Origin of the sequence: Acinetobacter lwoffii, from assembly GCF_052078135.1 — a bacterium.
In the GTDB taxonomy this organism is placed as follows: Bacteria; Pseudomonadota; Gammaproteobacteria; order Pseudomonadales; family Moraxellaceae; genus Acinetobacter; species Acinetobacter lwoffii_Z.
Window position 1 is genome coordinate 110,774 of the sequence record NZ_JBQGUZ010000001.1, and the last position, 12,299, is coordinate 123,072.

The following is a 12,299-nucleotide window of genomic DNA, read 5'->3' on the forward strand; positions in this document are numbered from 1 at the left end:
GACCTCTTTATGAAACTTGATTATCTGCAAGCCCTGAAACGTGTCGATGAAGCTCGCGGTGCTTGGGTCTTGCATGGTCAAGAGCCTTTGCTGGAACAGAATTTAATTGATGCCTTTCGGGCCAGCTGGCAAAAGCAGGACATTGAACGTCAACGCTATGACATTAGTTCGGTCGCCGACTGGAAAACCGTCTTTAATGCCTTGAACAGCTTGTCGCTGTTTTCAACCCAGTTGGCGATTGAAGTACATGGCAATATCAAACCGGATGCCAGCGCAATCAAGTTACTGAAAAACTATTTGCAGCATAATGAACAAAACCTGCTGTTGGTGGTGATGCCCAAACAGGATAGTAATAGCCTGAAATCCAGTTTCTTTCAGCTGATTGATGCCAATGGTGTGAATGTTTCGCTGGTGGCCAATTATCCAAAAGACCGGCAGCAGATTCTGGGTATTGAAGCTGAAAAACTCGGCATTCGTTTAGCCAATGATGCCTGGCAATGGCTGGAACAACATCATGAGCACAACCTGCTTGCAGCAAAGAACAGCCTGATGCGGGTTAGCGATACCTTTGCTGAAGTCGATATCATTCAGGTTGATCATTTATATGCATGTTTACAAGATCAGTCACGTTATAGCACCTATGATTTGAGCGATGCCCTGCTACAAGGTAATCTTTCCCAGTCGATCAAAATTTTTCAGTATCTAGTCGTTTCAGGTGAACCGATGAGCCTGATTTTATGGAGTCTCAGCAAGGAAATGCGTCTGTTGATGCAGCTGTTTGAACAACCGCAAAATGCCTTGCAAATCGGGATCTGGAAAACCAAAGTCGGGTTATATCAACAAGCCTTGCGCCGTCTCAGCCCACAGACTTTTCTGGCCTGGCCGGGGTTATTATTAAGAATTGATGCCTCAATTAAAGGACTCGAACATGAAAATCCGGAGCATTTGGTACTACAGGCGATTTCCAGTATCTGTGGCAAGCCCCTATTTCACTAAGTCTTTGTCAAAATTCGAAAAATAAAATAATAATCATTCCTATTAGTTTAAAAAAATACACGATTTATCCTAATTTCGCTTTTATAATCGTTCACAATTCTCTGATTTTGAACCGATATTGATCATGCCAAAAATAAAACCGACGAAATTGATTATGGCCGCCGTGATTGCCATTGCGCTCATCGCTGCGGGGTGGTACTTCCTCAAACCCAAAGAACAGCCTCCGCAATATATTACGGCTGAAGTCACCCAGGGCGATATCGAAAGCTCTGTACTGGCGACTGGTATTCTGGAAGCGACCAAGATGGTCAGCGTGGGGGCGCAGGTTTCGGGTCAGGTCAGAAAAATGTATGTAGAACTGGGCGATCAGGTCAAGCAAGGTCAGCTGATTGCGCGGATTGACTCCGTTCGTCAGGAAAATGATTTAAAAACCGCTGAAGCCAGCATTAAAAATCAGATGGCACAACTTGCAGTAAGACAAGCGAATTTGGCCAAAGTTGAAGCTGAATACAACCGTCAGAAAGCCATGTATGCACAGGATGCCACTTCTCGCTCAGAGCTGGAGTCGGCATTTGCGAACTATAAAACAGCACAAGCGGATATCACCGCCATCAATGCGCAGATTGAACAGTCACGTTTGACGCTGGCCACAGCTAAAGAAGATCTTGGCTATACCCAGATTGTGGCACCGATGGATGGCACGATTGTGGCGATTGTGACCGAAGAAGGTCAAACTGTAAACGCCAACCAGAGTGCGCCGACCATTGTCAAACTGGCCAAACTTGACACCATGACTATTAAAGCTGAAATTTCTGAAGCAGATGTCATGAAAGTTGAAGAAGGTCAGACGGTTTATTTCACCACGTTAGGCAATAACGAGAAAAAGATTTACGCCAAACTGCGTCAGGTTGAGCCTGCACCTAATTCAATTAATACCGATAGCAATACATCAAGCTCATCTTCAAGTTCTGCGGTGTATTACAACGCATTGTTCGATGTCCCGAATGAAGATGGCAAATTGCGTATTGATATGACGGCGCAAGTTTATATCGTGCTGGATGAAGCTAAAAATGTGCTAACCATTCCTGCTGCAGCCATTCAAGGTTCAAACCGTCCGCCACGTGCCAATCGTGGTGAAGCGCGCGGTGAGGGTTCTCGCGGTGAAGGCGGCCCGGCATCACGTCCTGAAGCTGAATCGGCTCAAGGCAACCGCCCTGCCGGTGAACGTCCAGCGCGTCTAAACCTATCTGAAGCAGAACTTGCGCTGATTGAGCAAGGTAAAGCACAGCGTGGCATGGTTCGTGTCTTGCAAGCCGATGGCACTGCAAAACCAACCCCTGTACTAATCGGTCTGAATAACCGCGCGACTGCGCAAGTGCTGAAAGGTCTAAAACGTGGTGATCAGGTGGTGATTGCCGATGGTTCTGATACCTCCAATGATGCGGCAAAACGCGGTGGCAATAGCCGTGGCCCAATGAGAATGTAAGCATGAATTCACAACAACAGCCTCTCCTCGAGGTGAAAAATCTGGTTCGTGAATTCCCTGCGGGTGAAAGTACGGTCCAGATTTTAAAAGGGGTGAATCTGGAGATTTATCCGGGTGAACTTGTGGCGATTGTCGGCCAGTCCGGTTCGGGTAAATCAACCCTTATGAACATTCTGGGTTGTCTGGACAAACCAACTACCGGTAGCTACAAGGTCAAAGGTCGTGAAACCCGCGAACTGGAAGCGGATGAACTGGCGCAATTACGCCGTGAATATTTCGGCTTTATTTTCCAGCGTTATCATCTGCTGGGTGATTTAAATGCCGCAGGTAATGTCGAAGTTCCTGCAATTTATGCCGGTGCAGATTCATCTGAACGACACGCACGAGCCGTCAAGATTCTGACTGATCTGGGTCTGGGTGAAAAAACCCAGAACCGTCCCAGCCAGCTCTCTGGTGGTCAGCAGCAACGTGTCTCGATTGCCCGTGCGCTAATGAATGGCGGTGACGTGATTCTGGCCGATGAACCGACAGGTGCATTGGACAAGAACAGCGGTATTGAAGTGATGCGTATTTTGCGTGAACTGAATGCCAAAGGTCATACCATCATTCTGGTCACGCATGATCATAATGTAGCGAAAAATGCGACCCGGATTATCGAGATTTCAGACGGTAATATCATTTCCGACCAGCCCAATGTTCCTGAAGTCGAAGAGCATCTGGAAAAACAGCCGCTGATCCGCAGTGAACAAAAGAAGATTTCTTCATGGCGTTCTGCAGTTGACCGTCTGGGTGAAGCCTTCCGGATGGCCTTGCTGGCCATGAATGCACATCGCATGCGGACTTTCCTCACCATGCTCGGAATCATTATCGGTATTGCTTCGGTGGTCTCGGTGGTGGCACTCGGTAATGGCTCACAAAAGCAGATTCTGGAAAATATCAGCAGTCTGGGGACCAATACCATTACCGTATTTCAGGGTCGAGGCTTTGGGGATAATTCCAGATCTTCACAGTCCAAAACCCTGATTCCGGCCGATGCCGATGCGCTAGCTGAACAACCGTATGTCGATGGCGTCAGCCCATCGGTGAATAGCAGTGTCACCGGCCGTTATAAAGAAATTGAAGCTTCAACTACGGTCAACGGCGTCAGTGAAGATTTCTTCTACGTGCGTGGCATGACTTTCCAGTCCGGTCAGCCTTTTGACCGCAGTAGTGTCATGCAACAGGCGCAAGATGTCGTCATTGACACCAATACCAAAAATACCTTCTTTAAGGATGGCACCAATCCGGTGGGTCAGGTGATTTTACTCGGGAGCGTACCGAGCCGGATTATCGGGGTGATTGACGCGCAAAAAGGCATGATGGGCAATAATGACAGCCTGAATGTCTATCTGCCGTATTCCACCGTCATGAGCCGTATGCTGGGGCAATCCAATGTGCGTAGCATCATTGTGCGGATTAAGGATGAATACCCAAGTGCGGCGGCTGAAAATGCGATTCTGAATCTGCTGGTACAGCGACATGGCGCGCAGGATGTGTTTACCCAGAATGCCGACAGTATTCGTGAAACCATTCAGCAAACCACGGCGACCATGACTCTGCTGATTTCAGCAATTGCGGTAATTTCACTGGTGGTCGGCGGAATTGGGGTCATGAACATCATGCTGGTATCGGTAACCGAACGTACTCAGGAAATTGGTGTGCGTATGGCGGTGGGTGCCCGTCAAAGTGATATTTTGCAGCAATTCCTGATTGAAGCCGTTCTGGTCTGTATCTTGGGTGGTATTTTGGGTGTGCTGCTTTCTCTCGGGATTGGCCAATTAATTACCCATTTTGCCGGCGGTACTTTCCAGATGGCGTATTCAACCACTTCGATTGTAGCGGCCTTTGTCTGCTCAAGCCTGATCGGGATGGTGTTTGGCTTTATCCCGGCACGTAACGCTGCTCGTCTGAATCCAGTCGATGCGCTCTCTCGCGAATAAGGAATCTGATATGCAAATGAATTTAACCAAGCTTGCCAGTGCCCTGTTGCTGGGAAGCTCGCTGGTCGGTTGTGCCGCAGTGGTGAAAACCCCCTATGAACAGCCTGCGATCAATATGCCGGGTAGCTTTCAAAACAATAAGGTGCTTAGTCAGCAGATTCATGCTGATATTTTGGCAGATCAATGGTGGACTTTATTTAAAGATCCGCAATTAAATAATTTGGTGAATGAAGTATTGGCGCAGAATACCGATCTGGCAGTGGCCGGCATCAGTTTACAACAGGCCCGTATTCAAGCCAGACAAGCTCAAAGTCAGCAAGGCGTTCGCGTCGGTGATGCAAGAATTTCAACGGGCCATCGTTTTAGCCTAGATGGTGGCGGCGATTCTTCGACGGGTCTTTCACTGGGTTATCCGGGCTTAAGCTATGAACTGGATCTGTTTGGCAAACTGGCCAATCAAACCGAAGCCGCTCGCTGGGAGGCCTTAGCCTCTGAAGAAGACTTGCAGGCAACTGCTCAGAGCCTGATCGGCACCACAGCGCAACTCTATTGGCAACTGGCTTATCTGAATGAACGTTATAGCGTGGTACAGCAAAATCTGGCGACCGCGCAAAAAACCTATGATCTGGTGCGAGTGCAATATCGTGCCGGCGCAGTATCCGGTCTGGATTTAACCCAGGCGGAACAGGCGATTCAAAGCCAACAGGCAACCTTAAGCCAGATTGAACAACAACGTGTGGAAACACGTACCGGACTCGCGGTATTGCTGCACATGCCGGTTCAACAGCTCGCGATTCAAGAGCCAAGCCGTTTACCGAATATTCAATTGCCGAGTATTCAGGCTGACTTACCGGCGAGTTTATTGTCACGTCGTCCTGACCTTCGAGCGACTGAACTGCGCTTGCGTAAGGCACTAGCTAATAAAGATGCCAACAAAGCCAGCTACTATCCATCCATTAGTTTGACCGGCAATCTGACCACCGGTATTGGCAGCAGTACGTCCCTCTCGAATGCACTGAAAAATCCGGTTGCAACTTTAGGTGCAGGTCTGACCTTGCCTTTCCTGCAATGGAATGACATGAAACGTGATCTGCAAGTCAATGAGCTGGAATATGAAAAAGCCATTATCCAGTATCGCCAGACCATGTACGAAGCCTTTGCCGATGTGGAAAATGCCTTGTCGAATCGTACTGAGCTCACTAAGCAGGTTGCATTACAGCAACGCAATGTTGAGCTGACAGAAAGAACTGAACGCTTGACTGAAGTGCGTTATCGTAATGGTGCGGTGGCGTTGAAAAACCTGCTGGATGCACAGGAAACTACGCGCAATGCGCGGCTATCTTTGGTGCAAACCAGACAGAACCAGTACAATGCTTATGTCACCTTGATGCAGGCATTGGGTGGTAGCCCGATTAAACAATTACCTTAACAAAGCTTGATCCATAAAAAAACCGCTGTCAGACAGCGGCTTTTTAGCTCATATGATTTGAGTCAGTTTATTTCATTTGCAAATACGCATTCACATTTTTCAATAATTCAGTGGATCGCTCATGTCCGAGTAAACTGCCTTTTTCCAGCCAGTCCCGTGCGATTCTGATATCACGCTCCACGCCAATTCCCTTGGTATATAAACGTCCAAGATGGCTATAAGCATCCGCATTTACCTGCGCTGCCGCCTGCTGATAATACTGTACGGCTTGCTCAATATTGCTCTCAACACCTTGACCCTGTTCATATGCTTCACCCAGAGCATTCAGTGCTACACCATTCTGCTGAGCGGCTGCTTTTTGCAGATAGCTCAAGCCTAAGGCAATATCCTGCGCAATCTGTTGGCCTTTAAGATATTTCAAGCCCAATTCTGCCTGTGCTTGGGCATGACCCAATTGCGCAGCCTGATGCAGATAACGATTTGCTAGCTCTAAATTGTTCACAAAGACAGGATAAATGCCTGACAGAGCTTGGTACAGGAACCATGCCGCCTCTTTCGAACCTTTCGCAACCGCCTGATTCAGATACTGGATAGCTTTGTCACGTGTCGGTAAAGGATATTCAGCTAGACTATAAAACCGGCCGACGCTATAAATTAAATCCGCTTCAGATTGAGCTTCAATCAGCCAATACTGCTGTGCCGCGCTCTGAATCATTTGTGTGGCTTTGGCAATGTCTTTTACTGTACCGACACCATTTAAATAACACAGCGCTAGCCCCATCTGTGCAGACACATCATCAGGACTAAGCTGATAGGCAGCCTGATATAACTCAAATGCTTTTTGCGGTTCGTTGGCCACCAGGTGCTGCTCAAAATACAGCGCAGCAATCATGCATAATGCAGGCGCATGCTGACTGTTGGCCGCTTCCGACCAGTAACGAAATGCCATGGTTTCATTTTTATCAACATACCAGCCATGAAAATAAGCCAGCCCGATTAAAGTCTTGGCTTGTGCATCGGCATGCTCTTTGGACTGCTGCAATAAATGCTGGAACACGCGTTGACGCTGGTCGGTATCGATACGGCCTTGTAACACACCGGCATAATAATCATAGAGACCTTTCTGGTCACCGAGACTGATACAGCGTTTAATAAATTGCAGCGATTGCATCAGGTCTTGGGGGAGAATCTGTCCATGCCCATAATCATCGGCGATCTGCTGATTAGCGGCCAAATGATCTTGTTGTGCCGCCAGAAACAGATAATGAATTCCTTGCACTAAATCTTGGGTTGTTGAATCTGCCAAATAATACTGAGCCAACTGATACTGCGAATTGGCATGACCCTGCCCGGCATTTTGAATTAATAATGCCAGACGCTGTTTTTCTGCAGTCATCTCGTTTTGAGGCTGGCCTTCGGTAGAAGAAAGTTCAGTGATGCGATACTGGGCATCCAGATTGCCACGTGCTACGGCATGTCGGTACCAGTACAGGGCTTTTTCCGGGTCAGCCTGTTGATACGCCTCCCCTTCATGAATCTGCCCCAAATGATAAGCCGCTTCATCACTGCCCAAGCGAAAGGCTTTGTCTAGGTAGCTAATGGCTTTTTCAGTATTTTGCTCATGTCCCAGACCTTGCAGATGCATCAGACCCATGCCTACATAGGCTTGTGGGATTTCCTGTTGCTGGGCCAGCCCCTGATAAATCTGATAGGCACGTTCATAATTCGGATATTCCGGATCTGAACTCAAACGTGCTGCGTGTTTCAGTTGAGCATCAATCTGCTCAATCCATAAATCATGTTGTACAGCCTTCGCCTGATCACGTTTCACCGGATCCGGACGTTTCCACATCCAGATCGCCAACGCCCCTATCCCCAAAATCAGTACCAGCAAGAACCACATAGCTGCTCCAAAACATTATTTTTGTTCTGCAAATGAATCCTTTCATTCTAAACGCCAGTTTAAAAAAAGCACATAGATTGTGCTTTTTATTTTTAAATCAGGCTTTTGCTCTTTTACTATCGAGCTTTTTCAAGCCTTCTGCCACGGCGACCATGGCAAAGCTTGAAGTCACCACCACGGCAGAGCCATAACCACCACAGCGTAAGCCGGCACTGGCGCAGACATCGGCACTCGAAAATGGATTATCGATGGAATAGACACAGGTAATACCGAATTTTTCTTTGGGCTTTTTACAGATGCCTTTAGCACGTAACTGGACACGTAATTTGGCCAGCATCGGGTCCTGTTCGGTTTTAGATAAATCTGCAACACGAATTTTCAGTGGATCCAGTTTGCCACCTGCCCCGCCCGATACAATTAAAGGAATCTTGTTAAAGCGACAATGTAGCATCAGGGCAAATTTGGCTTTGACATCATCGATGCAATCTAAAATCAGATCCGGTGTCGGAGCTAAAATTTCTTTGATATTCTCAGGCGTCAGATAATCATCAATTAGATTGATTTTAATCCGTGGATTAATTGCACGACACCGCTCGGCCATAACTTCAATTTTTTCATGACCCAAGGTGGTACTCATGGCAGGTAACTGGCGGTTGATATTTGATGCCGCCACCACATCCATATCGACCAAGGTCAGTTCGCCAATTCCGCTACGTGCCAGAGCTTCTACTGCCCATGAACCGACACCACCGATGCCAATCACCATCACATGACTTTTTTCATAATGGTTAAAGCTGTCTTCTCCATAAATTTTGGCAACACCAGCAAAACGGCGGTCATATTCATCATCTTGAAGCAGGTCAGTCATAGGTCATCTATAGCAATAAAAATACCGGATCATTTTAGCAAAATCCGCTTTTCTTTACCGCCACTAAATTTTTGATCGATTTAAATGACATTCAGATTGGATGAGAGCGACAACCGACTCGCGATTGATTAAAATATCAATAAATTAATTCTATGTCATTTGGCCAAAAGGAGTGGAATGTCATGCTATTTAACACCCTTTTGGGTTTGAACATTGTTTGTATCGGGCTTTATTTTTATGTTCTGATCAGCCAAAAGAACAAAAATTATTATCTCAGCATTCTCATTCGTTTAATGACTTTAGGATTATTTGGCTTAGTTATTTTCGATCGTTATGAAACACAGAATCATCTGATTGTGTTATTACTCTTGTGGGTAGGCTTTGAAAGCATGGAGCAGTTTTACACTAGAAAAAATCCAGTTCAGTAAAATAAAAAAAGAGGCTTTCGCCTCTTTTTCATCTATCGGAATTAATCTTTATTCATGATGAAAAAATATTCACGATAGTATTTCAATTCCGCAATCGAATCACGAATGTCATCCATCGCCAGATGCGAGGCATTTTTCTTGAGACCGCTCATGATTTCCGGGCGCCAGCGTTTGGCCAGTTCTTTCACTGAAGATACATCCAGATTACGGTAATGGAAATACTGCTCCAGTTCAGGCATCAGGCGGTGCAAGAAACGGCGATCCTGACAGATCGAGTTACCACACATCGGTGAAGATTTTGGATTGACCCATTTTTTCAGGAATTCAATAGTTTGCTGTTCGGCATCCTGAGCGGTCAGTTTACTGCGACGTACACGTTCAATCAGACCAGACTGGCCATGCTGGCGAGTGTTCCACTCATCCATGGCATTTAACAGACGTGCAGGCTGATGTACCGCAAGCACAGGACCTTCTGCCAAAATATTCAAATTGTCATCGGTTACAATTGTTGCAATTTCAATAATTTGATCATTGTCTGTGTCTAGACCTGTCATTTCAAGGTCAATCCAAATCAGGCGGGTATCAGCGGTGCTGCTCATAAATGTGCAATCTTATTGGGTTTAAAAACAACTATAGTAGCAAATTAATTACATCTTGGGTGTCATTCGGGGGCTGCTTCATGCTATTTTTGCCATCTGATTTACCCGGTTTTTTTAGGATATGAATGGCCTTAATACGTAAGCGTCGTCTGACAGAGCAACAACAGCGCCGCATTCAGAAACAACAGAAAACACGTCAAGAAGATCTCGATACCTCCAGTGATCTTGAAGGTTTAGTGGTGCAACATTATGGCCGCCAACTTGAAGTGCAAGCTTTGTCTCGCCCTGACATTCACCCTGAAAAACCTGTGGTCGCCGATGGTGAGCCTGAACCTTTCTGGAAAGAGATTGAACTGGACAGCGTCTGGCGCTGTCATACTCGAACCAATCTGGATTTATTGGTCACGGGTGACCGGGTCAAATGGCAAGCCGATCCGAATACCGGTTTAGGAATTATCACCGCGATTCATCCCCGAAAATCCTTATTGACACGCCCCGACCGCTATCACAAGGTTAAACCGGTAGCGGCCAACATTTCACTGATTGTGATCGTGTTTGCACCATTGCCTGAGCCAGCGCCGGGCCTGATCGACCGTTATCTGGTGGCCTGTGCCGATGCCGATATTCCTGCATTGCTGGTGATGAATAAAGCCGATTTGTTAAAAGAAAACGATCCGATTCTGACTCTGCTGCAAGAATATCAAGATCTCGGTTATGAAGTGATGCAGACCCAATCCGATGGCGACCTGACTGCACTGTCTAATCGTCTGGAAAATGAAACGGTGGCTTTCGTCGGTCAATCTGGTGTGGGTAAAAGCACGCTGATTAATGCGATCGTGCCGGATGCCGCACAGAAAACCAATATTATTTCGGAAAACTCGGCACTTGGTCAGCACACTACGACATCAACGCGCTTGATCGGTTTTGGTGAAGGTGCCGCCCTGATTGACTCTCCAGGAATTCGTGAATTTGGCCTGTGGCATCTGACTTTAGATAAGGTACAAAGCGGCTTTCCTGAAATTGAAAACCTGCTCGGCCATTGTCAGTTCCGTAACTGTACCCATAAGCATGAAAAACAATGTGCTTTGCGTCAGGCTGTTGCCGCAGGTGAAATTTTACCGCGCCGACTGGACAGCTATTTACGTTTAATCGACGAAATCACTGAAGCACAGCAAAAAAATTAATTTTCTTAACCCTTGGCCCTTGAAGCGGTGATTTTGATCACCATATTTATGAGCTATACTCTTGGCAATTTTAAAATTGTAATTAGGTGAATTGTGGAACGTTGGTTCGAGTTTATGGGGAATCACCCCTTCTTATTTGGAACACTCGCGGTATTAGTGGTTTTGTTCTTCATTATCGAAGGTCAACGTAACGGTCGCAAAATTTCTCCGCAATCGCTGGGAATTTTAGTCAAAGCAAAAAATGCCATGCTGATTGATTTACGTGATGCCAAAGACTTCCGTGAAGGTCATATCAGCGGCAGCCGTAATATTCCATATAGCCAGATTACAAAACATGTTGAAGAGCTGAAAGCATCTGATCGCCCTTTGGTGTTCATTTGTAACCTTGGACAGGTGGCTGGTACTGCATTACAGCAGGTTGGTCATGCCGATGCCTACCGTCTTGATGGCGGCGTCAGCAACTGGAAAGCTCAAGGTTTACCTTTGGTGAAAAGCAAATAATCCACGAACAGGAGATTGATCATGGCTGAAGTTACTATTTACTCGACGACAGTGTGTCCTTATTGCGTGCGTGCAAAACAGCTACTGGAACGTAAGGGTGTGGCATATAAAGAGATTAACTTGTCTCAAGAAGCGCCTGAAGTACGTCTTGAATTGATGCAGCGTACCAATCACCGTACCGTGCCACAAATTTTTATTAATGATCAGTTCATCGGTGGTTTTGACCAACTTTATGCTTTAGAGCGTGAAGGCAAACTTGATGAATTGCTGGCTTAACCTTACTAAAATTATCACTTCATATTAAGGATCAAAAAATGAGTGAAGAACAACAAGCTCAAGCACAATTGGCATTAGAGCGTATTTACACCAAAGATATTTCTTTTGAAGTTCCTGGGGCGCAAGTTTTTACCAAGCAATGGCAACCTGAGTTAAACATCAATCTTTCTTCTTCTGCAGAAAAAATTGATGAAACTCATTTTGAAGTAGCTTTGAAAGTCGTGGTTCAAGCGACCAACGAAGGTGATACCGCGTTTATCGTTGATGTCACTCAAGCTGGTATTTTCCTGGTGGATGGCGTTGAAGAAGAGCGTCTTCCATACATCCTAGGCGCATACTGCCCGAACATCCTGTTCCCGTTCCTACGTGAAGCAGTGAATGATATGGTGACTAAAGGTAGCTTCCCACAATTGCTATTGACTCCAATCAACTTCGATGCTGAATTTGAAGCCAATATGCAACGTGCGCAAACCGCCGCTGTGGATGGTCAAGCTTAATCGCTGTCCTTCAAATCTAAAAAAGACCGCTTATGCGGTCTTTTTTATTGGTAACTTCCCTCTCCTCACAGAAGATGAGAAACGCTGTTTCGCAAGGGGGAGAGGTAAATAAAAATCCCCTCATCCCGGCCTTCTCCCAAAGGAAGAAGGTGA

At 46.3% G+C, this 12,299-nt stretch carries 12 protein-coding genes; 9 read left to right on the forward strand and 3 right to left on the reverse strand.

The annotated features are described in order from the left end of the window. The first annotated feature begins 9 nt into the window (after positions 1–9). From holA to ACTL4S_RS00520, 4 genes are all read left to right on the forward strand, one after another. Positions 10–996: a DNA polymerase III subunit delta gene (gene holA / locus ACTL4S_RS00505; protein ID WP_311204268.1), complete on the forward strand. Its 987-nt coding sequence runs from the start codon at positions 10–12 to the stop codon at positions 994–996. 124 nt (positions 997–1,120) lie between these two features. Beyond that, on the forward strand, positions 1,121–2,482 hold the full coding sequence (locus tag ACTL4S_RS00510) for a MacA family efflux pump subunit (protein ID WP_441298532.1): 1,362 nt from the start codon (positions 1,121–1,123) through the stop codon (positions 2,480–2,482). A gap of 2 nt (positions 2,483–2,484) precedes the next feature. Next, entirely contained in the window at positions 2,485–4,461 is a 1,977-nt protein-coding gene (locus ACTL4S_RS00515) for a MacB family efflux pump subunit (RefSeq protein WP_311204267.1), read from the forward strand. 10 nt (positions 4,462–4,471) lie between these two features. Then, a complete protein-coding gene (locus tag ACTL4S_RS00520) occupies positions 4,472–5,890 on the forward strand; it encodes an efflux transporter outer membrane subunit (protein WP_114542004.1) in 1,419 nt (472 codons plus the stop codon). A gap of 67 nt (positions 5,891–5,957) precedes the next feature. Here ACTL4S_RS00520 and ACTL4S_RS00525 read toward each other — a convergent pair whose 3' ends face one another. Then, positions 5,958–7,793 carry a tetratricopeptide repeat protein gene (locus tag ACTL4S_RS00525; protein ID WP_441298533.1) on the reverse strand — a complete coding sequence of 612 codons (1,836 nt, stop codon included), beginning with the start codon at positions 7,791–7,793 and terminating at the stop codon, positions 5,958–5,960. 97 nt (positions 7,794–7,890) lie between these two features. After that, positions 7,891–8,661 (reverse strand): tRNA threonylcarbamoyladenosine dehydratase, encoded by a 771-nt coding sequence (locus tag ACTL4S_RS00530; RefSeq protein WP_129716334.1) that lies wholly within the window; start codon positions 8,659–8,661, stop codon positions 7,891–7,893. 182 nt (positions 8,662–8,843) lie between these two features. On the opposite strand from ACTL4S_RS00530, the gene ACTL4S_RS00535 reads away from it, so the two are divergent. Then, positions 8,844–9,089 carry a hypothetical protein gene (locus ACTL4S_RS00535; RefSeq protein WP_005107898.1) on the forward strand — a complete coding sequence of 82 codons (246 nt, stop codon included), beginning with the start codon at positions 8,844–8,846 and terminating at the stop codon, positions 9,087–9,089. Between the two features lie 41 nt (positions 9,090–9,130). On the opposite strand, the gene orn is transcribed toward ACTL4S_RS00535, so the two are convergent. Continuing rightward, a complete protein-coding gene (orn, locus tag ACTL4S_RS00540) occupies positions 9,131–9,688 on the reverse strand; it encodes an oligoribonuclease (protein ID WP_005107901.1) in 558 nt (185 codons plus the stop codon). A gap of 125 nt (positions 9,689–9,813) precedes the next feature. Here orn and rsgA point away from each other — a divergent pair, with 125 nt between their 5' ends. From rsgA to secB, 4 genes are all read left to right on the forward strand, one after another. Next, positions 9,814–10,872 carry a ribosome small subunit-dependent GTPase A gene (gene rsgA, locus ACTL4S_RS00545; RefSeq protein ID WP_441298534.1) on the forward strand — a complete coding sequence of 353 codons (1,059 nt, stop codon included), beginning with the start codon at positions 9,814–9,816 and terminating at the stop codon, positions 10,870–10,872. Positions 10,873–10,965: 93 nt separating this feature from the next. Beyond that, a complete protein-coding gene (locus ACTL4S_RS00550; protein ID WP_004278386.1) occupies positions 10,966–11,373 on the forward strand; it encodes a rhodanese-like domain-containing protein in 408 nt (135 codons plus the stop codon). 21 nt (positions 11,374–11,394) lie between these two features. Next, positions 11,395–11,649, forward strand: a complete 255-nt coding sequence (grxC, locus tag ACTL4S_RS00555; RefSeq protein ID WP_004278388.1) for a glutaredoxin 3 — start codon at positions 11,395–11,397, stop codon at positions 11,647–11,649. A 38-nt stretch (positions 11,650–11,687) separates the two neighbouring features. After that, positions 11,688–12,146 (forward strand): protein-export chaperone SecB, encoded by a 459-nt coding sequence (secB, locus tag ACTL4S_RS00560; RefSeq protein ID WP_441298535.1) that lies wholly within the window; start codon positions 11,688–11,690, stop codon positions 12,144–12,146. The last annotated feature ends 153 nt before the right edge of the window (positions 12,147–12,299 follow it).